Origin of the sequence: Arthrobacter sp. UYEF21, assembly GCF_040546085.1 — a bacterium.
GTDB lineage: Bacteria > Actinomycetota > Actinomycetes > Actinomycetales > Micrococcaceae > Arthrobacter.
Genome location: NZ_JBEPNF010000019.1, coordinates 13,811 through 34,713, shown reverse-complemented (window position 1 = coordinate 34,713; position 20,903 = coordinate 13,811). Strand labels below are relative to the sequence as shown.

Annotated in this window: 19 protein-coding genes and 4 pseudogenes; 9 read left to right on the top strand and 14 right to left on the bottom strand. The window is 65.7% G+C overall.

What is annotated here, in order from left to right; all coding sequences use genetic code 11:
* Positions 1 to 6: 6 nt before the first annotated feature.
* The 3 genes from ABIB27_RS16830 to ABIB27_RS16820 are packed head-to-tail and all read right to left on the bottom strand — an operon-like array spanning position 7 to position 2,493.
* Positions 7 to 672, bottom strand: coding sequence for a response regulator (locus tag ABIB27_RS16830; RefSeq protein ID WP_354254334.1), 666 nt, complete (start codon positions 670 to 672; stop codon positions 7 to 9).
* Positions 669 to 2,246, bottom strand: a complete 1,578-nt coding sequence (locus tag ABIB27_RS16825) for a sensor histidine kinase (RefSeq protein WP_354254332.1) — start codon at positions 2,244 to 2,246, stop codon at positions 669 to 671. The genes ABIB27_RS16830 and ABIB27_RS16825 overlap by 4 nt, the downstream gene beginning before the upstream one ends.
* 58 nt (positions 2,247 to 2,304) lie before the next feature.
* Complete coding sequence (locus ABIB27_RS16820) at positions 2,305 to 2,493, bottom strand: hypothetical protein (RefSeq protein WP_354216729.1); 189 nt, start codon at positions 2,491 to 2,493, stop codon at positions 2,305 to 2,307.
* Here ABIB27_RS16820 and ABIB27_RS16815 point away from each other — a divergent pair.
* The 5 genes from ABIB27_RS16815 (at position 2,492) to ABIB27_RS16795 (ending at position 6,514) form a co-directional block, all read left to right on the top strand.
* The gene (locus tag ABIB27_RS16815) at positions 2,492 to 3,502 is read left to right on the top strand and encodes a Bug family tripartite tricarboxylate transporter substrate binding protein (RefSeq protein ID WP_354254329.1); all 1,011 of its coding nucleotides are present in this window, start codon (positions 2,492 to 2,494) and stop codon (positions 3,500 to 3,502) included. The genes ABIB27_RS16820 and ABIB27_RS16815 overlap by 2 nt on opposite strands.
* On the top strand, positions 3,499 to 4,011 hold the full coding sequence (locus ABIB27_RS16810; protein ID WP_354216727.1) for a tripartite tricarboxylate transporter TctB family protein: 513 nt from the start codon (positions 3,499 to 3,501) through the stop codon (positions 4,009 to 4,011). The genes ABIB27_RS16815 and ABIB27_RS16810 overlap by 4 nt, the downstream gene beginning before the upstream one ends.
* A complete protein-coding gene (locus ABIB27_RS16805; protein ID WP_354216726.1) occupies positions 4,011 to 5,618 on the top strand; it encodes a tripartite tricarboxylate transporter permease in 1,608 nt (535 codons plus the stop codon). Before ABIB27_RS16810 ends, ABIB27_RS16805 begins: the two co-directional genes overlap by 1 nt.
* A gap of 69 nt (positions 5,619 to 5,687) precedes the next feature.
* Complete coding sequence (locus ABIB27_RS16800; RefSeq protein WP_354254326.1) at positions 5,688 to 6,068, top strand: universal stress protein; 381 nt, start codon at positions 5,688 to 5,690, stop codon at positions 6,066 to 6,068.
* A gap of 188 nt (positions 6,069 to 6,256) precedes the next feature.
* Positions 6,257 to 6,514 carry a hypothetical protein gene (locus tag ABIB27_RS16795; RefSeq protein WP_354216723.1) on the top strand — a complete coding sequence of 86 codons (258 nt, stop codon included), beginning with the start codon at positions 6,257 to 6,259 and terminating at the stop codon, positions 6,512 to 6,514.
* 74 nt (positions 6,515 to 6,588) lie between these two features.
* Here ABIB27_RS16795 and ABIB27_RS16790 read toward each other — a convergent pair whose 3' ends face one another.
* The 4 genes from ABIB27_RS16790 to ABIB27_RS16775 form a co-directional block, all read right to left on the bottom strand.
* Positions 6,589 to 6,825 (bottom strand): hypothetical protein, encoded by a 237-nt coding sequence (locus tag ABIB27_RS16790; protein ID WP_354216722.1) that lies wholly within the window; start codon positions 6,823 to 6,825, stop codon positions 6,589 to 6,591.
* A 159-nt stretch (positions 6,826 to 6,984) separates the two neighbouring features.
* Entirely contained in the window at positions 6,985 to 8,577 is a 1,593-nt protein-coding gene (gene hutH, locus ABIB27_RS16785; protein WP_354254324.1) for a histidine ammonia-lyase, read from the bottom strand.
* 9 nt (positions 8,578 to 8,586) lie between these two features.
* Positions 8,587 to 10,305 (bottom strand): urocanate hydratase, encoded by a 1,719-nt coding sequence (gene hutU, locus ABIB27_RS16780; RefSeq protein ID WP_354216721.1) that lies wholly within the window; start codon positions 10,303 to 10,305, stop codon positions 8,587 to 8,589.
* Between the two features lie 287 nt (positions 10,306 to 10,592).
* Positions 10,593 to 11,369 carry an IclR family transcriptional regulator gene (locus tag ABIB27_RS16775; protein ID WP_354216800.1) on the bottom strand — a complete coding sequence of 259 codons (777 nt, stop codon included), beginning with the start codon at positions 11,367 to 11,369 and terminating at the stop codon, positions 10,593 to 10,595.
* 139 nt (positions 11,370 to 11,508) lie between these two features.
* On the opposite strand from ABIB27_RS16775, the pseudogene ABIB27_RS16770 reads away from it, so the two are divergent.
* Positions 11,509 to 11,954 (top strand): annotated as a pseudogene (locus ABIB27_RS16770) (mycothiol transferase).
* 21 nt (positions 11,955 to 11,975) lie between these two features.
* On the opposite strand, the pseudogene ABIB27_RS16765 reads toward ABIB27_RS16770, so the two are convergent.
* From ABIB27_RS16765 to ABIB27_RS16750, 4 genes and pseudogenes are all read right to left on the bottom strand, one after another.
* A pseudogene (locus ABIB27_RS16765) lies at positions 11,976 to 13,529 on the bottom strand (HNH endonuclease signature motif containing protein).
* 359 nt (positions 13,530 to 13,888) lie between these two features.
* Complete coding sequence (locus ABIB27_RS16760; protein ID WP_354254322.1) at positions 13,889 to 14,860, bottom strand: NAD(P)-dependent alcohol dehydrogenase; 972 nt, start codon at positions 14,858 to 14,860, stop codon at positions 13,889 to 13,891.
* On the bottom strand, positions 14,857 to 15,090 hold the full coding sequence (locus ABIB27_RS16755) for a helix-turn-helix transcriptional regulator (RefSeq protein WP_354216719.1): 234 nt from the start codon (positions 15,088 to 15,090) through the stop codon (positions 14,857 to 14,859). Before ABIB27_RS16755 ends, ABIB27_RS16760 begins: the two co-directional genes overlap by 4 nt.
* Complete coding sequence (locus ABIB27_RS16750; protein ID WP_354216718.1) at positions 15,084 to 15,239, bottom strand: hypothetical protein; 156 nt, start codon at positions 15,237 to 15,239, stop codon at positions 15,084 to 15,086. Before ABIB27_RS16750 ends, ABIB27_RS16755 begins: the two co-directional genes overlap by 7 nt.
* Positions 15,240 to 15,479: 240 nt before the next feature.
* On the opposite strand from ABIB27_RS16750, the gene ABIB27_RS16745 reads away from it, so the two are divergent.
* A complete protein-coding gene (locus ABIB27_RS16745) occupies positions 15,480 to 16,964 on the top strand; it encodes an amino acid permease (RefSeq protein WP_354216717.1) in 1,485 nt (494 codons plus the stop codon).
* A gap of 105 nt (positions 16,965 to 17,069) precedes the next feature.
* Here ABIB27_RS16745 and ABIB27_RS16740 read toward each other — a convergent pair.
* A pseudogene (locus ABIB27_RS16740) lies at positions 17,070 to 17,745 on the bottom strand (NAD(P)H-binding protein).
* A gap of 2 nt (positions 17,746 to 17,747) precedes the next feature.
* Here ABIB27_RS16740 and ABIB27_RS16730 point away from each other — a divergent pair.
* A pseudogene (locus tag ABIB27_RS16730) lies at positions 17,748 to 18,020 on the top strand (winged helix-turn-helix transcriptional regulator); the annotation flags it as partial.
* A 224-nt stretch (positions 18,021 to 18,244) separates the two neighbouring features.
* Positions 18,245 to 18,508 (top strand): hypothetical protein, encoded by a 264-nt coding sequence (locus tag ABIB27_RS16725; RefSeq protein WP_354216715.1) that lies wholly within the window; start codon positions 18,245 to 18,247, stop codon positions 18,506 to 18,508.
* Between the two features lie 98 nt (positions 18,509 to 18,606).
* On the opposite strand, the gene ABIB27_RS16720 is transcribed toward ABIB27_RS16725, so the two are convergent.
* Positions 18,607 to 19,356 (bottom strand): 3-hydroxybutyrate dehydrogenase, encoded by a 750-nt coding sequence (locus ABIB27_RS16720; RefSeq protein WP_354216714.1) that lies wholly within the window; start codon positions 19,354 to 19,356, stop codon positions 18,607 to 18,609.
* A gap of 70 nt (positions 19,357 to 19,426) precedes the next feature.
* On the bottom strand, positions 19,427 to 20,809 hold the full coding sequence (locus tag ABIB27_RS16715; RefSeq protein WP_354254320.1) for an MFS transporter: 1,383 nt from the start codon (positions 20,807 to 20,809) through the stop codon (positions 19,427 to 19,429).
* Positions 20,810 to 20,903 lie beyond the last annotated feature (94 nt).

Below are 20,903 nucleotides of genomic sequence, written 5' to 3'. Positions count from 1 at the left end.
GTACGGCTAAACCTTCAGCACGTAGCGCCGCTCCGGTCGGCCCACACCATACTTGAGCCGGACCTCCAGCGCCCCCTCATCGTTGAGGTACTCCAGATACCTGCGGGCGCTGACCCGGGACGTGCCCAACCGGACGGCAACTTCGTAGGCGGACAGGTCGCCGTCGGCCTCTTTCAGGGCGCCTTCCACCAGCTTCAGGGTCTCGATGCTGCAGCCCTTCGGCAGCGGCCGCTCGGTCCGGTCCAGTCCGAACACCCGGTTCACGTCCGACTGCTCCGCCACGTCCTTGGTCGAGTCCAGGCCCTGGTAAGCATTGCGGTAGTGCTCCAGCCGTTCCTGCAGGTCAGTCTGCGAAAAGGGCTTAATGAGGTAGTGCACAATCCCGCCGCGGAGGGCCCTGCGCACCGTGTCCACTTCACGGGCGGCGCTGATCACCAGCACATCCAGTTCGGGAGCCACTTCCCGCAGTTTCTGCATCAGGTCCAGCCCGTTGACGTCCGGCAGGTGGATGTCGAGCAGCACCAGGTCGGGCAGCAACCGGGCAGATTCGGTCACAGCCTGCGCGCCCGTATGGGCCACTCCGACGACGGCGAAACCGGGAGTGCGCTGGATGAACCCCGCATGGACCTTGGCCACCATAAAGTCGTCGTCAACAATCAGGACATTGATCATGGCTCCAGCTTCCTCGTTCTTTCAAACCGCGCCGTGAAGACCGCCCCGTTATCGTTAGACACCGTCAGTTCGCCGCCGCTGCGCCGGCAGACCACCCGGGAGAGCGCCAGGCCGAAGCCCCGGCTGCCGGCGGGGCCCGGGTCCTTGGTGGTGAAACCCTGCCGGAAGATCTCCGCCGTATCGCCGGCGACGCCCGGGCCCGTATCGCGGACGGTGACCGTGACGCCGTCGGCCGAGTCCTCTACCAGCACCCGCACCGCAGGCTCCGGAAGCCCGGCGACGGCGTCGAACGCGTTGTCCACCAGGTTCCCCACCACGGTGGTGAGATCGCGCGACAGCTCATCATCAACACGCTCCAGGCCGGATTCCGGGTCCAGCTTCAGCGCGACGCCGCGTTCGGTGGCGAGGCTGGACTTGGCGATCAGCAGGGCCGCGAGCGCCGGGTCCTCGATGCGGCTGGTGACTTCGTCGTTCAGCCTGGTCCTGTCCAGCGTGGCCCCATTGACGAACTGGACCACGGAATCATATTCGCCGATCTGGATCAGGCCCGAGATCACGTGGAGCTGGTTGGCGAATTCGTGGGCCTGGGCGCGGAGGGTGTCGGTGGCCGTCCGGGTGGTGCCAAGTTCCCGCTCGAGGGCGGAGAGTTCCGTCCGGTCACGCAGTGTGGTGACCGAGCCGATATCGCGTCCACGGGACTGGATGGGCACGCGGTTAAGCACCACCAGGCGATTACCGACCAGCACCAGCCGGTCCGGGCCCGGCTGCTCGCGGGTGAGGACATCCTTGAGTGCGGGCTCGACGGAGAGGCTGTGCAGCCTCTTGCCCACGCAGTCCGCGGGAAGGCCCAGGAGGGCGCGGGCGGAGTCGTTGGCAACGGTGATCCGCTCATGCGGATCCAAGGCAACCACTCCTTCCTTGAGGCCGTGGAGCATGGCCTCGCGGTTCTCCACCAGGCCGGTGATTTCGCTAGGTTCCATGCCGAGCGTCTGCCGCTTCACCCGGCGGGAGAGCAGCAGGGAGCCGGCCACGCCCAGCACGCTGGCCACGCCGAGATACGTGAGCAGGTTGGGCACGGCGTCGCCGAGCCGGTCAAGCGTTGAGGGGTAGTTCCGGCTGATGGCTGCAATGCCGATCAGTTTTCCGGAATCGTCCAGCACCGGAACGTGGGCAGAAAGTTCCTCGGTCCCGGAGCCTTCCACCACGCCGGTCCACGCCCGGCCTTCCAGCACCCGGCTGCCGCCCAGTTCCAGCGGCCGGTCCAGCAGGCTCGGATCCGAGGATGCAATTACCGTGCGGTCCAGTTTGGCAAGCGCCACGTGCGAGGATCCGGACACTGTCCGCACCGACTCGGCGACGGCCGGCAGAGCCGATCCTCCCCGCGGCTCGGCGGCCGGGAGGAGTTCGCGCACGGTGGGGTTGGCGGCGAGCGCCTCGGCGGCTGACAGGGCGCGGCGGCCCTCGGTCCGTTCGAATGCGCTGGCAGACTGGGCCAGGGAGATGGCCACCACGGCCACCAGGACTGCGAAGACAATCAGCAACTGCAGAACCAGATACTGCCCCGCAAGGGACATTCTTTCGTCGTCGAGTCACTGTGGTTCTTTCTTCTGATGGGGCCCTCTGGAGGTCAGGCTACCTGAACTCTGTCCCCTCCTGGGCCCCGGAGGGAGAACGGATGACTGCCGGAACCGTGAACGCAATGAACTTAACTTTCTCTGCGTACACAAGAATGATGCCCGTCACCACTGCACCTAGCATCGGATCACCAGTCAGTTTTGCTGATCGTTTTCCCAGAAGTTTTTCAGAGAAGAGGAACACCATGCGCCAGATCCGCGCATTGCGAATTGCCGCCGTCGCCGCCGGCATCGCCCTGATGGCCACCGGCTGCGGTGCCACCGGAAAGAGCTCAACCGACGGAGCCAGCTCCAGTGCCGCCGCCGGCCCGGTGACTGGGCTCCAGATCATGGTCCCCAACACTCCGGGCGGCGGTTATGACACCACAGCCCGCGTGGCAGCGAAGGTCCTCGACGACCAGAAGGTTGCCACCAACACCGAAGTCTTCAACCTCGCCGGCGCCGGCGGTACCGTGGGCCTGGCCCGCATCGTGAACGAAAAGGGCAACGGCGACCTCACCATGCTGATGGGCCTGGGCGTGGTGGGCGCGAGCTACACCAACAAGTCCGAGTCCAAGCTGACGGCCACCACCCCGCTGGCCCGGCTCATCGAAGAGCCCGGCGCCATCATGGTCAACAAGGATTCGCCATACAAGACCATCGATGACCTGGTTACCGCGTGGAAGGCTGATCCCGGCTCCATCAGCGTTGGCGGCGGCTCCTCCCCGGGCGGCCCGGACCACCTGCTGCCGATGCAACTGGCCGGCGCCATGGGCATCGACGCCACCAAGGTGAACTTCGTATCCTACGACGGCGGCGGAGACCTTCTCCCGGCCATCCTGGGCAACAAGGTGGGTTTCGCCGCCTCCGGCGCCGGCGAGTACCTCAAGCAGATCGAATCCGGCGAGGTCCGCGTCCTGGCCACCAGCGGCGAGAAGCGGCTCGACGGCGTTGACGCCCCCACGCTCAAGGAATCCAACATCGACCTCGTGTTCACCAACTGGCGCGGCATCGTGGCGCCTCCGGGCATCAGCGACGCTGACAAGGCCAAGCTGATCGGCGCACTTGAAAAGATGCACGGCACTGACGCCTGGAAGCAGGCCCTGAAGACGAACAGCTGGACCGACGCCTTCATCACCGGCGCCAAGTTTGAAACCTTCCTGGCCGAGCAGGACAAGCGGGTGGCGGACGTCCTCACGAAGCTTGGCTTGGCGTGAGTTCCTCAACCACATTGGCTGCAAAGCTCAAAGGCCGCTCCGAGCTGGGGGTAGCCCTCTTGCTCGGAGCGGCCGGGGCCGTGGTCATCGCGGACGCGGCCCGGATCGTCACCCCTTACTCCCGGACTGATCCCGTAGGACCAAAAACCCTGCCGTTCATCGTGGGCGGACTCCTGCTGGTCTGCGCTTTGCTGCTGGCCATCAACGTCTTCCGCGGCGGCCAGGGCGAAGTTGAGGGCGGTGAGGACGTGGACCTCAGCCACCCGGCGGACTGGAAGACCGTGCTTCCGCTTGTGGGGGCCTTCGTCGCCAACATCCTGTTGATCGACTGGGCCGGGTGGGTGATCTCCGGGACTGTCCTGTTCTGGGGCAGCGTGTGGGCGCTCGGCAGCCGTCACTACGTCCGTGACGGCCTCATCTCTGTGGCCATGTCCCTCCTGACCTTTTATGGCTTCTACCTTGGGCTTGGCATTGCACTGCCCGCCGGTCTCCTGGAAGGGATTCTCTGATGGATGTCTTTTCCTCCCTGATGGACGGCTTTGCCACCGCCCTGACCCCCATGAATTTCCTCTACGCCGTAATCGGCGTAGTCCTGGGTACCGCCGTCGGCGTCCTCCCCGGCCTCGGCCCGGCCATGACCGTGGCACTGCTGCTTCCGGTCACCTACGCCCTGGAACCCACCAGCGCCTTCATTATGTTCGCCGGCATCTACTACGGCGGCATGTACGGCGGCTCCACCACCTCCATCCTGCTTAATACGCCCGGTGAGTCATCGTCCGTGGTCACCGCCATCGAAGGCAACAAGATGGCGAAGGCCGGCAGGGCCGCCCAGGCACTGGCGACGGCGGCCATTGGCTCCTTCGTGGCCGGCACCATCGGCACCGCCCTCCTGGCTGTCTGCGCACCTATCGTGGTGGACTTCGCCGTCAGCCTGGGTGCGCCAAGCTACTTTGCCATCATGGTTCTTTCGCTGCTGGCAGTCACCGCCGTCCTCGGTTCCTCCCGGCTTCGCGGCTTTGCCTCCCTGGGCCTTGGCCTCGCGATCGGCCTGGTGGGCCTTGACGTGGTCACGGGCCAGGCGCGGCTCACGTTCGGCGTGCCGCTGCTGTCCGATGGCCTGGACATTGTGGTGGTGGCGGTGGCCGTCTTTGCCGTCGGCGAGGCACTCTGGGTTGCCGCGCACCTGCGCCGCACTCCCCTGCATGCCATACCCGTGGGACAGCCGTGGATGGGCAAGTCCGACTGGAAGCGGTCCTGGAAGCCATGGCTCCGCGGCACAGCGTTCGGTTTCCCCTTCGGCGCACTTCCGGCCGGTGGCGCCGAGATCCCCACGTTCCTTTCCTACGTCACAGAAAAGCGCCTGAGCAAGCACCCCGAAGAGTTCGGCCATGGCGCCATCGAGGGCGTGGCCGGTCCGGAAGCAGCCAACAACGCTGCGGCTGCCGGCACGCTGACCCCCATGCTGGCCCTGGGCCTGCCCACCAACGCCACAGCAGCAGTCATGCTGGCTGCCTTCACGCAGTACGGCATACAGCCCGGGCCGCAGTTGTTCGAAAGCCAGGGACCCCTGGTGTGGGCGCTCATCGCCAGCCTTTTCATCGGCAACTTCCTGCTCCTGATCATCAACCTGCCGCTGGCACCGATGTGGGCGAAGCTCCTGCAGCTGCCTCGGCCCTACCTTTACGCGGGCATCCTGTTCTTCGCTACATTGGGCGCGTACTCGGTGAACCTGCAGGCCTTCGACCTGGTGCTCCTAATGGTGCTGGGCGCACTGGGCTTCATGATGCGGCGCTTCGGGCTCCCCGTCCTTCCGCTGATCCTGGGCGTTATCCTCGGACCGCGCCTCGAAAAGCAGCTTCGCCAGACGCTGCAGCTGAGCGCCGGCGACCCCGCCGGACTCTGGAGCGAGCCGATCGCCGTCGGAATCTACGTCCTGGTGGCGCTCATCCTGCTGTGGCCGCTGCTGTTCAAGCTGATCCGCCGCAACCGGCCGGTGGCAGTGCCAGCAGGTCTGCCGGTGAACTCCGGCGCCGCCGCGCCGGCCGATGCCGCACGTTGCAGCGTCCCCCACGGGCCCCGGCATGCAGGGGACAGCGCCGGTGACCGCGATGGTTAGTTCGATCGCGTCCCGCCGGGACACGCACCACTCCGGCACCACCGAGCCCACAGACAAGAAGGAGCAACCATGACGATCGTGGTGGGATATGTCCCTACCCCCGAGGGCGAAGCGGCGCTGACCCAGGCCATCGAGGAGGCCCGGAAAGCCAACACCAAACTGCTGGTCATCAACTCCTCCAAGGGCGACGCCCTGGTGGATAACCGGTACGCGCAGGAAGACGAGATGCAAAGCATCGACGAGCGCCTCGCCTCCCACGGCATTGACCATGCCATCAAGCAGCCGGTCCGCGGCCACGACGCCGCCGCTGAGGTCCTGGACGCTGCCGAGAAGCACAATGCGGAGCTGATTGTGATCGGCCTGCGCCGCCGCACCCCGGTGGGCAAACTGATTATGGGCAGCACGTCGCAGCGGATCCTGCTCGAGGCTGATTGTCCAGTGTTGGCGTGAAAGCTGGAACAGGCAGCTAACCGGGGGCTGGGGCCGCGGCTTCCTGCGCCACCTGCGCCAAGCCGAAGCTTGTTCGCTAAGCCCGCCCTCAAGGCGGCGTCCTGCGAACAAGCTTCGACTTTTGGCATCTAATCGCAAAAAAGAGCAGTCATCTGACATATTGGCGCATCGCCGGTATAGTTGAAGGTATGACTACAGCTACATTGGAACGCCCCCTGGCCGCCGCTGCGGCCCATGAGGCCTCAGATGCCCGGTCCCTCGACCTGCAGTTTTCGACGCCGCACGAGATGCACAAAGGGCTGGACAACGCTGTTGCCACCCTGATCGAGACTGCCAAAGATGCAGCCTGCGGCATCCTGGTGACCCGGCTGCACCCCGGACGCTTTACGGTTGCCCTGGACGAGTCAGTTCCCTTCGGCGAGACTTACGAAGCCATCGCCGCCTGATCCAACCCTCTTAGACGCAAAAAGTCCCCGCGGCCCGGTCAGTCCGGGTGGCAGGGACTTTTTTGCGGTCAAGGTCAGCTCCGGCGAACCTCCACACCGTCAGATTTCAGGATGAGTTGCTCTTCCGACGGCCCCGCCGGTACAAGCCACAACACATTCCCGCTCTTCGATACTTCTTCCACCTCACCCGCCGCAATGACATGGGCGTGCTTGATGATTTCCACCTGGTCCCCCGCCTGGAATGTTCCCCAGTCAGAAACGGTGGCGGAATGAGCGTTGCGCCTCGACAGGACAGCCCCACGTGCTTTCATTTGAACTTCTACCCCTTTGTATACGTCCCGTCACAGCCTCTTTGATGTGACTTTCACTACACCTTCAGTTCTACTACACTTCCGGATCCAGAAATGTGCGTGTTGCACCATATTTCACCATTAGCCCGAAAAGCCGGCAGAACCGAAGAATATTCCTGTTCAAGCAAGAATTCCGACGGCGGATTCGGCGGCCGCGATCACCTCTCCCGAGGCAACCAGGCGGTCAGCCGCTTCCAGTTCGGGCGACAGGAACCGGTCGGCGCCGGGGCCGTCCACGACGCCCCGGAGTACACCGATAACGGCAGTACCCGCCGGCCCGGGGAGCAGCTTTCCCCCGGACAGTTGGGTGCGGATATCAATCGCCCTGGCGCTCGTCACCAGTTCGATTGCCAGGACGCGGCGGAGGTTCTCCACGGCCTTGCACAGCTTCCGTGCGGCGTGCCAGCCCATGGACACGTGGTCCTCCTGCATGGCTGAGCTCGGGATCGAGTCCACCGACGCCGGGACGGCCAGCCGCTTGTTGTCCGAGACCAGGCCCGCCTGCGTGTACTGCGCGATCATGAGGCCCGAATCAACCCCCGGATCTGAGGCGAGGAAGGCAGGCAGGCCGTGGGACCGGGCCGGGTCGAGCATCCGGTCCGTGCGGCGCTCGGCGATGGAACTCAGGTCGGCCACGGCGATGGCCAGGAAGTCGAGCACGTAGGCTACGGGGGCGCCATGGAAGTTGCCGTTGGAGCTGACGCGCCCGTCGGGCAGGACCACCGGGTTGTCGATGGCTGCGGCCAGTTCGCGGGAAGCCACCAGCGCGGCGTAGTCCACGGTGTCCCGGACAGCGCCTGAAACCTGGGGTGCGCAGCGCAGCGAGTAGGCGTCCTGGACTTTCGAATCTCCCACCCGGTGCGAGGCCACGATGGGCGAGTCGGAGAGCACGCGCAGCATGTTGTCCGCGGACGCGGCCTGCCCCGGGTGCGGACGCAGGGCCGCGTGCAGCTCCGGCAGGAAGACCTGGTCTGTACCGAGCAGCGCCTCGACGCTCATCGCAGCGGTGATGTCCGCCGTCGTGAGCAGCCGGCGGATGTCTGCGATGGCCATCAGGAGCATGCCCAGCATGCCCTCGGTGCCATTGACCAGCGCCAGGCCCTCCTTTTCGGCGAGGGTGACCGGCGCGATGCCGTGTTCGGCGAGCAGTACGGCGACGGGCTGTTCACCGCGCGCGCCGTAAGTCACGCCGTCGGGCCCTTCCGCTTCACCCTCACCCATGAGCACCAGGGCGCAGTGCGACAGCGGGGCGAGGTCGCCGGAGCAGCCGAGCGAACCGAACTCGCGGACCACCGGAGTGATGCCGGCGTTGAGGACCTCCACCATGGTCTGCAGGACCACCGGCCGGACGCCCGTGCGGCCGGAGGCGAGGGTCTTGGCGCGCAGGAACATGATGCCGCGCACCACCTCGCGCTCCACGGCGGGTCCCATGCCGGCGGCGTGGCTGCGGATGAGGGACTTCTGCAGCTGGGTGCGCAGCTCGTTGGGTATGTGGCGGTTGGCCAGCGCGCCGAAGCCCGTGGAGATGCCGTAGGCCGGCGTCTCGCTGTGCGCCAGTCTGTCGATATGCGCGCGGATCTTGGCCACGTTGTCCAGCGCGTCCGGGGCGATGGTCACCCTGGCGGTGTGGCGGGCGACGGCGACGACGTCCTCGGGCGTGACGCCGCTGGAGCCGAGGGTGACGGTGAGCGGTTCGTGGGTTGTAAGTGTCATTGGGTGTTCCTACTTCTTTGCTTCTGGGGAGTCTGCCGACTCCTGCATCGGGATGCGGACGCCGCGCTCTTTAGCGACCTCGACGGCGCGGTCGTAGCCGGCGTCGGCGTGGCGGATGACGCCCATGCCGGGGTCGTTGGTGAGGAGGCGTTCGAGTTTCCGGGCGGCGAGGTCGGTGCCGTCGGCGACGGAGACCTGGCCGGCGTGGATGGAGCGGCCGATGCCCACGCCGCCGCCGTGGTGGATGGAGACCCAGGTGGCACCGGAGGCGGTGTTGAGCAGGGCGTTGAGCAGCGGCCAGTCGGCGATGGCGTCGGACCCGTCGGCCATGGCCTCGGTTTCGCGGTACGGGGATGCGACGGAGCCGGAGTCCAGGTGGTCACGGCCGATCACGATGGGCGCTTTGACCTTGCCCTCCTTGACCAGCTGGTTGAACAGCAGGCCGGCCTTGGCGCGTTCGCCGTAGCCCAGCCAGCAGATGCGGGCCGGGAGCCCTTCGAACTCGACCCGTTCCTGCGCGGCGTCGATCCACTTGTGCAGGTGCTTGTTCTCGGGGAAGAGTTCCTTGATGGCTTTGTCCGTGACGGCGATGTCCTCGGGGTCGCCGGAGAGGGCAACCCAGCGGAAGGGGCCTAGTCCTTCGCAGAACAGCGGGCGGATGTAGGCCGGGACGAAGCCGGGGAACTCGAAGGCGCGGTCGTAGCCGCCCTTGCGGGCTTCGTCGCGGATGGAGTTGCCGTAGTCGAACACTTCGGCGCCGGCGTCCTGGAACTCGACCATGGCCTGGACGTGCCTGGCCATCGAGGCCTGGGACTTCTTGGTGAAGCCTTCCGGGTCCGCGGCGGCCTCGCGGTGCCATTCGGCCACGGAGATGCCCTCGGGCAGGTAGCTCAGCGGATCGTGGGCGGAGGTCTGGTCCGTGACGATGTCCACGGTGAGCGCGCCGGCCTTGTGGCGGCGCAGGAGCTCCGGGACCACTTCGGCGGCGTTGCCCACGTAGCCCACGGACCAGCCGCGGCGCTCTTGCTTGGCCTGCTGCACTTTGGCGATGGCGGTGTCGAGGTCTGTTTCCACCTCGTCGAGGTAGCGCTTGCCTGCGCGGCGGCGCAGGTGACTTTCGTCGACGTCGACAATCAGGCAGGCGCCATCGTTCAGGGTGACGGCGAGCGGCTGGGCGCCGCCCATACCGCCGCAGCCGCCGGTGAGGGTCAGGGTCCCGGCGAGGGTGCCGTTCTCGTCGCCGGTGAGTTTGCGGGCGACCGCGGCGAAGGTCTCGAAGGTGCCCTGCAGGATGCCCTGGGTGCCGATGTAGATCCACGACCCCGCTGTCATCTGGCCGTACATCATCAGGCCCTCGGCCTCGAGCCGGCGGAATTCGGGCCAGTTCGCCCAGTCGCCCACGAGGTTCGAGTTGGCCAGCAGGACCCGCGGCGCCCACTCGTTGGTGCGGAAAACACCCACGGGCTTGCCGGACTGGACCAGCAGGGTCTCGTCCTTTTCCATGGTTTCCAGGGTGCGGGTGATGGCGTCGAACGCGGCCCAGGACCGGACCGCGCGGCCGGTGCCGCCGTAGACCACCAGGTCATCGGGCCGCTCGGCCACCTCGGGGTCCAGGTTGTTCATGAGCATGCGCAACGGGGCTTCCGTCTGCCAGCTCTTGGCGGTGAGCTCGATGCCGCGGGCAGCTTTGACCGGGCGGGCACCGGTGGTGAAATCGGCGGGTGCCATGGGGGGCTCCTTCGTGTGTTCGTGCTGAGCGGAAGTGGTTCTGTATCAACTAAAGCCCCTCCGGGACCGGGCAGACAGGGCCTTCGGGACAGCACTGTCCGGGATTCCAGACCCGTCGGCCGAGCGTTTCACGGACCATGGGACCGGCCCTGCGCGGACGTGTCGGATTCTGCGTCACCATTCGCCGAGGCCACCGTGCGGGCCCCGAGTTGCCGGGCCTACCGCAGCCGCTCGACGGATTGATTGGGCAAAACCCGACAGCCGGCTTGCCACCGGGCCGAATGGCTCTAAGTCGAAGGACGGCCGTGGATGCGGACGGAGAGCTCGTCGGCCACCTTTTGCACCCGGGCGGCGAACGCGGGCCACTGGTCTGCCGGCAGTTTGTCCTCCAGGAACGTGACGGCGACGGCCGCGGTAGGCCATCCGACGTGATCGGTGACGGCCGCCGCGATGGACCCAAAACCGGGCGTCACTTCACCATGTTCGGTGGCATAGCCGCGCTGCCGGACCTGGTCGAGGTGGGAGGACAGCGCCGAGTACTTCATGATTGCGCCTTCCACCTCATGCCGGGCACTGAAGGCTGCGGCGTTGGGGTACAGCGCCCTGACCTGCGACTTCGGCAGCGCAGCGAGGATGGCCCGGCCGCTGGCGGTGAGGTGGCTGGGGAGCCGGACGCCGACGTCGGTCACCAGGGATGGGCGGTTCTTGGCCCGCTCCTCGACGATGTACAGCACGTCCCGGCCGTGGAGGACGGCCAGGTGCGCGCTCTCGCCGATCACGTCCACCAGCGAGGCAAGCAGCGGCCGGCCCAAGCGGGACAGCGGCTCCTGGCGCGAATAGGCCGAGCTCAGTTCGAAGGCGCTGATGCCGAGCCCGTACCGCTGTTCCTCGTGCAGGTGGAGGACAAAGCCGTTTGCCTCCATCACACCCAGAAGGTGGTAGACGCTGGAACGGGGCAGACCCAGGGACGTGGCAATGCTCGACGCCGCCATCGGCCCGCGCTTCGAGGCCAACAGTTTGAGGATACGAAGGGTGTTCTCGGCAGCGGGGACCTTGGACGCCATCTTTGCTACAGGGCCTGCCACTGTGTCCTCCGATGTGTCGCCGGTTGTCAGGGGTTACGCCGGGGGTTGTCCCGTCGCCCCCGGAAGTCCGGGATGCCGTACTTAAGCTTGCGCCCCGAACTATGCTCCACGGCACCAAGTGGTCTGTCCCGGTGTCCGGTATACGAGACTATTCTGCACGTTACGGCGGCTGGTTGGGGAGCACGTAACCAGTGTGGAGCTGGGCTACTTCGGCGAGGTCTTCGGCCGCCCCAGCGGCCGGCATCTCCCGTGGTACGACGACGGCGCGGCCCCGGACGCCAACCTTTGGGTAACGGCCGACGAGAGCCGGGAAGACATCGTTGAGCTGCACCGGTTCGCCCGGCACACAGCGATGCCACCATCGGGGCACTCCCGGTTGATGCCGCCGGTATGGTGCCGTGGTGGCCCGAGGACCGGCGGCATGTCACCCTGCATCAGATCCTGGTCCATATGGTTGCCGAGCGGGCGCACCACCTGGCGCGGCTTGGCGGCGGCTTGGCGGCGGCTTGGCGGCGGCTTGGCGGCGGCCGAGTACCGCGGACACATGCGGCTCGTCCGCGGTAGGGGTGGGGCCCAGGACATCGCTTAGGTGACTGAGTGCATCCCTGTGGTCAGAGGCGACACCCAGTCCAGTGGGGACTTGTCACCCACCGGAGGTTGGGAATCCACCGGACGTTCGGTCCGGGCGCCTCCAGCTTGAGCATCGCAGCGTTCTTCGTCCGTCCGTTCCTGGCCTGTCCTCTCCTGGTCCGCCAATTCCAGGGCCGCCCCGAATCCCGGATCTTCCAGTTGCTGCGGCCAGATGGTTGGTTCCCAGTCAGGGTGCTCGCTGGCGTAGTGGCGGTCGGCGGGCGATATCCAGCCGGGTGGTTCGGTGGGACTCGCCGGTGTGGGTCTCCAAGTTGTGGTGTGTTTGAGCCGGTGGTGCCGGGGGCATGGCTGTCCCAGATTTGCTATGCCGGTAGTGCCGCCCTGATGCCAGGCGAGGAGGTGGTCCGCTTCGTTGTCCAGGGATTGGTTGTGGCAGCCAGGGAAGGGGCATTTGCCGTCCCGGAGCCGGAGCCACCGGCGCATTGCTGTGGGGATCCGGTAGCTGTCCCGGCCAATTTCCAGAGGTGCGCCGTCCCGCGGGTCGGTCAGGACGCGATGGAATGAATCGGCCCCGCCGGCGACGAGGGCGCGGGCCATGGACGGGGGGATGGGCCCGTACCCATCAAGCATGGCGGGCTCGTCGGTCAGGCTCATGAGCGCGAACACCGGAACGGTCACCAGGACTTGTGCCTTCGGAGACGGGATGGCATCAGCTTCCCCGCCCAGCAGCCAGGCCGCGGCGATGTCCGCCCGGAGCCGGGTGAGGGTCCTGGACTCCGTTGGGCCCTGCAGGGCGCGGGCCGCGGCGGTGGTTCGGGTCCGGATTCCGGCTGCCTGACCGGCTGGGAGCTAGGCGGAGAGCCAGGCCATGCCGTCCCGGTCCGGGGAATACTCCAGCCGCCGGTCCGCGGCGCTGCGGAGGTGGCGTTTTTCGATGCTGTCCGGGTGGTGCCGTTCCCGCCAGGTCCGGGCCTTGGCCCGGAACCTGGACGGGACCATCTCTCCGGCCGGGCCGCCCCGCGCCGGGTTGGGTGCGTCCGGATCCAGGAAGTGTGCTTCCAACGCCGCCGTGCCGGCGGGATCCAGATTGGCCGTTTCGTCAACAACGATCCGGGCGTGCTGCCACGAAATCGACCCTGCTTCCAGGGCGGCCAGCGTCAGCGGCAGCGCGGTGGTTAATTCATGTGCTTCGGCCAGCAGCGCGTTCGCCGTGCGTTCGCTCACGGTCAGGGCGCAGGCGACTTCGGCCAGGATGCCCCTGTCCTGGGCGGTCTGCTCTCCCGGGGACGCCACAGGGCCTGAAACCGCCTGCGCGGCATGGTCATAACCGATGGCGGCATGGACCTTCACGGCAGCCATCATGGCCTCCATCCCGGCAGTTCCGGACAGGACGGTCAGGCACGCTTCTGCCTGCTGGCGCAGCAGGTCCCCGTCCCCCACGGACGGCTGGGCCGCCGAGACAACGGCAGTCCCGCGGAGCACACCGGCCAACCCGGCGGCGGAGGCCGCGATGGCCTCCAGAACCTCTGCAGCTGCCGTGTTGTCCATGGTCATATCAGCCTGCGAGGCACTGACAATGACCGGGCAGAGGATGGCGGCTCTGGATATCCTGCGGCGGCTTTGGCCGTCAAGGCAGCGAGCTTTGCTTTCACCCGGGCGACTTCGGCAAGAAGCGCCAAGACCACGCCTCTCCGTGCGACCGCATCAACATGGGACCCATACGAAGTCGCCGGGCAGGTCTCGGCGGCGATTCTCCGCCCTAGAGCGTAGAGCGTCCAGGAGATTGCCTCCATGGCTTTTCGCTTTTTCGGCTTCCCACACTGCTCGGCTTTCCATACCTCCAGCATCCTGCGCGGCTCAGGCCAAAGCACCGTGCACTCGTGCCTATGTGGATAACCTGGCCACGCTCAGATCCTGACAACCACCTTGCCGCGCGCCAGCCCCTCCCGCAGGTAGGCAACGGCGCCAGGGGCTTCCGACAGCGGGTACACCTTGTCCACGGCAGGTTTCACGGCGCCGTCTTCAAAGAGCCTTGTCAGCGTTTCAAGGTCCTTGTGGTTCTCCTTCGAGACGAGCCCTTTGAATTTCTGGCCGGAAAACAGGGATGCCAGCGGCGCGGCCATCGAGCGCTCAAAACCGCCGGTCACTTTCCCGCCGCCTTCGCCCCCGACGATCACCAGCGTCCCGTCTGGTCCAAGCGCGCGCCGGAGAACCGAGAGGGACCGATTGCCGGCGGTATCGATGATGACGTCGTACAGAACGCCTGCGCCGTCGAAATGTTCCCTGGTGTAATCGATGACCTGATCGGCGCCCAGCGACCGAACCAGGTCGACTTTGCCCGTGCTGCAGACGCCCGTAACGTTCGCTCGGAAGGACTTGGCGACCTGCACGGCGAAGGACCCCACTCCCCCACCCGCGCCGATGACCAGCACCTTCTGGCCTGCCGTCACCTGGCCGGCGTCGCGAACGGCCTGCAGCGCAGTGACAGCGGAGACAGGGGCGGCCGCGGTTTCCTCGAACGTCAGGTTGGCGGGCTTACAGGCCAGCAGTGCCTCCTTCGCGCAGACGTATTCGGCAAAGGACCCCTCGCAGGTGCCGAACACCTCGTCGCCGGGCTGGAAGCGGGTTACGCCGGCGCCAACTTCGACGACGACGCCTGCCACCTCCCTGCCCCGGACCGGCACCTTGGGCTTCCTCAGCCCGAAACCGAAGAGCCGGATCAGGTACGGTTGCCCGGCCATCAGGTGCCATACGCCCTGGTCGACGCCCGCCGCCCGGACGTTGATGAGCACCTCGCCGTTGCCGGGTACCGGCTGCGGAATGTCCCGCAGCTTGAGCACGTCAGCGTCCCCGTAAACGTCCTGCACGATAGCTTTCATGATGCTTCTCCTTCATGGTGCGGGTACTGGAAGACGTCCTCGAGCGGCACGCTGAGGACCTGGGCGATCTGGAAGGCCCTCTCCAGCGATGGGGAATACCGGCCTTGCTCGATGGCGATGACGGTCTGGCGGGTGACCCCCACGCGCTCGGCAAGTTCGGCCTGGGTCATTTCCCCGCGTTCGAACCGCAGCCGGCGGATGGAATTGGTGACGCGCGTTGACTTCACCACGGCCGGAAACCCTGGCGATAGGCGACGATCTTGGCCGCGGAACCCAGGATCGCGGACGGCGCAAAAGCCAGATAGATGACGTTTGCGATCCAAAAGTGTTGCCATTCGGCTAGTCCCATGATCCACGCACTCTTCTCTTCGAAGGACATTTCTGCTCCTGTCGTAACTGACATCGCAAACAGCACCAAATGTAAAACAAAGCTAACATCTCAAAAGTAAAGAATAGCTGACATGGTGTCAAGGGTTTGGACGATGCCAGTACGAAAAGCACGCACCATCCGGGCCAGTCTGAGATCGAAGACACCAAGCTCCCATGAGGCTCATCACGTCGGGCGCCAAAATGGTCTGCTGGTTAGCGATCCCCCTCCCAATGACGAGAAGGTATTTGTATGCAGCAAGCACCAAGCGCCGCCAGCCAGGACGCAAGCCCAGCCGAAACGACCACACCGGGCGCCGCCGTCGGACGCGTCCTGAACCGGGGACTGAATGTCCGGCACATCCGCTTTATGGCACTCGGCTCGGCCATTGGCACCGGGCTGTTCTACGGCTCGGCCTCCGCCATCCAGAAGGCCGGCCCGGCTGTCCTGCTCGCCTACATCATCGGTGGGGCGGCCGTATTTATGGTGATGCGGGCACTCGGCGAGCTGGCCGTCCGGCACCCCGTTTCCGGCTCCTTCGGCCAGTACGCCAGCCGTTACCTCGGGCCGCTGGCAGGATTCGTGACCGGCTGGACCTACGTTTTCGAAATGGCAATTGTGGCCATCGCCGACGTCACAGCCTTCAGTATCTATATGGGCTTCTGGTTTCCCCAGGTGGACCGCTGGATCTGGATCCTGGCCATCATTTTCTTCCTGGCCGCATTGAACCTGCTGAGCGTGAAGGTGTTTGGCGAGCTGGAGTTCTGGTTTTCGCTGATCAAGGTGGCGGCCATCATCGCCATGATCGTCGGCGGCGCGGCCATCATTGCATTTGGCTTCCAGGCCGGCGGTTCCAGCGTGGCGCCGGGGCTGGGCAACCTCGTAGAGCACGGCGGGATGTTCCCGCACGGCTTCGAGGGGCTGCTGGCTTCCTTCGCCGTGGTGATGTTCGCCTTTGGCGGGATCGAAACGCTCGGCATCACCGCGGGCGAAGCCACGGATCCCAAAAAGGTCATCCCCAAGGCCGTCAACACGGTGCCCGTCCGGGTCCTGCTGTTCTACGTCCTGACCCTCGGCGTCCTGATGAGCCTCTTCCCGTGGAACGAGATCGGCACCAACGGCAGCCCCTTCGTGCAGATCTTCAGCGGCCTGGGCATCCCGGCGGCACCGCACATCCTCAACGCCGTGGTGATCACCGCAGCCCTCTCTGCCATCAACAGCGACATCTTCGGCGCCGGCCGCATACTGTTCGGCCTCTCCGGCCAGGGTCACGCGCCGGCAGTGTTCGGCAGGGTTTCCCGCCATGGTGTCCCCTGGATGACCGTGGTGATGATGGCCGGCATCCTGCTGGTGGGGGTGGTCCTGAACGCGGTCATTCCCGAGGACGTCTTTATCCTGATCGCCTCGATCGCCACCTTCGCCACGGTCTGGGTATGGGTCATGATCCTGGCGTCCCACGTGGCCATGAAGCGAGAGATCGCGCGGAACGGCCTGCCGGCGTCGGACTTCCCGTCGCCGTGGTGGCCGGCGGCCTCCATCTTGACCATCGCGTTCATGGCACTGGTCATCGCCATCCTGGGCGCCTTCGAGGACACCCGAGTGGCCCTCTATGTGGGCGCCGTGTGGCTGGGGCTCCTGGTGCTCGCCTACCGGCTGTGGGTCAAGGGGAACGGACGACGCCGGACCGAACTGGTGGACGAGACCTCACCGATGCCGGTGGTTGAGTCCGCCCGGTAACAAACGGCGTCCAGGTCATAGCGACTCCCGACGCTCTATCACTTGATGCTGGTTAAATCCGAACGCTGTATCACTCTCGTGAGGAGAGTGATAGAGCGTTGAGGGTCAGACGGTGGCGAGGGCCGACCGGACCGAGTCGGACATTGGCGTGGTGGGCCGGCCGATCAGCTCGCGGAGGGAGGAGCCGGTGACGTGCAGGTCGCCACGGGCGATGCCCAGGTCGCAGTCAGCCAGGATGTCGGCGAAGGGCTGCGGAACGCCGAATCCGGCCAGCAGTCCGGCATGGTCGCTGGCCGGCAGATCCTGGTAAGCCACGGGCCTGTTCGCCGCGGTGCTGATTTCGTGGGCCAGTTCGGTGAGCGTAAAGGCATGGTCCCCGCCAAGCTCGTAGACCTTGCCGGCCTGGTCCTCGGCAATCAGCACGGCCGCAGCAGCCTCGGCGTAGTCCTGGCGGGATGCTGCGCTGACTTTGCCTTCACCGGCACTGCCGGCGAGGGCGCCCTGGGCCAGCGTTCCCTGCAGTTGCTCGGTGTAGTTTTCGAGGTACCAGCCGTTGCGGAGGATGGCGAACGGAACTCCGGAGTCCGCCAGGATGGCTTCGGTTGCCTGGTGCTCATGCGGCGTCCGTGTAGTCCATCGCCCTGACCTGCACACCGCGCGCTGCGAAGTTGGCCAGCTTCTCGATGGAGCGGCCCGCGGCGACGATCTCAGCGGCAGGGACGTTGCGCTGCAGCAGCGCCTCAACGACGTGGCGGCCAAGCTGTCCGGTCGCCCCGGTGATAGTGGGGAGTTCTCATCCTGCTGGCTCTCTCGGAGGGTGAGCAGCGGTGGAGCGAACTCCGGCGCCGGGCGGAAGGCATCAGCGAGAAAATGCTGGCGCAGACCCTGAAAACAGTGGAGAGTGTCGGCCTGGTGCTGCGGAAGGCGCAGCCGGTCATTCCGCCGCGGGTGGACTACAGCCTGACGGCCCGAGGCACTGAACTGACCGCCCTGCTGGTGCCGCTGGTCGCCTGGACTTACAACAACGCCCACGAAATCCTGGGCGGAAAGCGCTGACTCAGCCCGCAAGGCGGGAGGCCCGCGGTCCGTAGAACGCCACACAATGACTAAGTAGAGGCGGCCGGAAAAGCGAGTACATGTTACTGGTGTGACTGGTGGGAATAGCGTCTACCGTATCTGTAAGGTGCCAGCCAGGAATTGGAGGACCATCCTCTGCTGGGAGCGTTCCGGCAACCGCACCGCCAGTGAGCGGCTTCACGCTGCTTCAAGGAGTGGTTCTTATGGTGAAAGCACATGTACAGGACTTGGCCAGCATGGGCCGGCCGGTAAAACTTTCCACGCTCGTCGCCCGTGCCTGGAGCCGGGTACTCGCGGCGTTCGGCCCGAGGTCCCCCTACCGGGTGGGCGATGCCGTGGTGGGAGACGATCCGTTCAACGGCCGGAACGAGGGGATCGTTGTGTCCCACCGTGGTCCGTCTGTGGAAGTCGGCGCTGCGGCGGGAGTCTTCTTTTACGACCACCGCCACCTGAGGCCGCAGGATTGAGTTTTTGTCCAGATACCGCGGATTAAAGGGTGTTTTGCGCGCGATATCTGGACAAAAACCTTTGGGGGGCAGCGGGGGCGGGGGCAGCGGGGGCGGGGTCAGCGCGCTGACCAGCCGCCGTCCATGGTGTAGCTGGCCCCGGTGACCATGCCGGCGTGATCGGACGCCAGCCAGGCCACCAGGGACGCCACCTCGGCCGGTTCCACCAGGCGTTTGATGGCTGATTCGGTGAGCATGACCTTGGCCAGCACCTCGGATTCAGGGATCCCGTGGACCATGGCCTGGTCGGCGATCTGCTTCTCCACCAGCGGCGTGCGGACATAGCCGGGGTTGACGCAGTTGGAGGTGACACCGTGTTCCCCGCCCTCAAGCGCCGTCACCTTGCTCAGCCCTTCCAGGCCGTGCTTGGCTGATACGTACGCGCCCTTGAACGGGGAAGCACGGATTCCGTGCACCGAGGACAGGTTGATGATGCGGCCGAACCCATTGGCGTACATGTGCGGCAGGGCGGCCCGGATCAGGAGGAACGGCGCTTCCAGCATGAGTGCGATGATCCGGCGGAAATCCGCGGGATCGAACTCCTCGAGGGGGCTGATGCGCTGGATTCCGGCGTTGTTCACCAGGATGTCGCAGTCCAGTCTCAGGGTGCCGAGTTTGTCCACGTCCAGCAGGTCAACGGCCCAGGAAGTGCCACCCACCGCGTCAGCGAGTGCGGCAGCGCCGGCGGCGTCGACGTCGGCAACCACCACCTTCGCGCCCCGGGCGGCGAGCTCCCGCACACACGCGGCGCCGATTCCGCTGGCGCCGCCCGTGACCAGCGCCTTGCGGCCGTTTAAACTGTTCTCCATTGCAGTTCCCATTCCGTTCGTGTACCTGTCCTAACCGCTTAGCTGCTCAAGCCTTAGCTGTTCAAGCCGCTCAGCGGCCGCTGGCCGGGACCAGACCCTCGCGGGCGGCGTCGGCCTTGTCCACATCCTCCAGGGCGATGCCCTTGGTCTCCTTCAGGCTCAGCACCGCAACCGTGGTGATGGCGCAGGCCACCACCAGGTAGATAGCCGTGGGGACCCAGGAACCGGTGTCCTTGAGCCACTGGGTGGCCAGCAGCGGAGCCAGCGAACCGGCGAAGATGGATGTAACCTGCGAGCCCAGCGAAACGCCCGAGTAGCGCATCCGGGTGGGGAAGAGCTCGGCCATGATGGCGGGCTGGCCGGCGTACATAAACGCGTGCAGGCAGAGGCCGATGGTCACGGCCAGGACGATCACCACAGCATTGCGGGTATCGAACATGGGGAAGGCGAAGAACGGCCATGCCGCACCGGTGATGGCACCGATGAGGTAGACGGGCTTGCGTCCCCAGCTGTCCACCAGGCGTCCGATCTGCGGAATGATCAGGAAGTGGATGACGTGGGCGATCAGCAGCGCCAGCAGGAGTGAGGACGTGTCGTACTTGTGCACGCTCTTGAGGTAGACGATCGCGAAGCTGACCACCAGGTAGTACATGATGTTCTCGGCGAAGCGGAGGCCCATGGCTTGCAGGATGCCCTTGGGGTATTTGCGGACTACTTCGAAGACGCCGTAGCTGACGGCCTGTTCCTTCTCCACGAGGGCTTTGGCCTCGAGGAAGATGGGCGCCTCGGTGACATGGGTGCGGATGTAGTAGCCAACGAAGACGATTACGGCAGAGAGCCAGAACGCGACGCGCCAGCCCCACCCGAGGAACGCCTCGGGGCTCAGGGTGGTGGACATGACGAACAGCACCAGCGTGGCGAGGAGGTTGCCCACCGGCACCGCGGCCTGGGGCCAGCTGGACCAGAAGCCGCGGGCATTGTTGGGGCTGTGCTCAGCCACCAGCAGAACCGCTCCGCCCCACTCACCGCCGAGCGCAAAGCCCTGTATGAAGCGGAGGGTTACGAGCAGCGCCGGGGCCAAGTAGCCGATGTCAGCGAAACCCGGGAGGCAGCCCATCAGGAACGTGGCGACGCCAACGATCACGATGGTCAGCTGCAGGGTGGGCTTGCGGCCCAGTTTGTCGCCGATCTGGCCGAACACGATTCCGCCGAGCGGGCGGGCCACAAAGCCCACGGCATAGGTGATGAACGCCTGAATGATGCCGTCCAGCTCGTTGCCGGTGGCGGGGAAGAAGTACTTCCCGAAGACGAGTGTTGCGGCGGTGGCGTAGAGGAAGAATTCGTACCATTCCACCACGGTGCCCACCATTGAGGCGGCCACGATCTTTTTGAGGCCGGATCCCTTGGCTGCGGGTCCGGAGGCATTGTCTGCCGAGCGCTGCTCTACGCTCATGAGGTTTCTCCTTAGTGTCCACTTTGACACGCGCTGTGGTCCACAGCACTGATGGGTCTACTGAGTATTACTGCACAAACATGGGCGTACAATA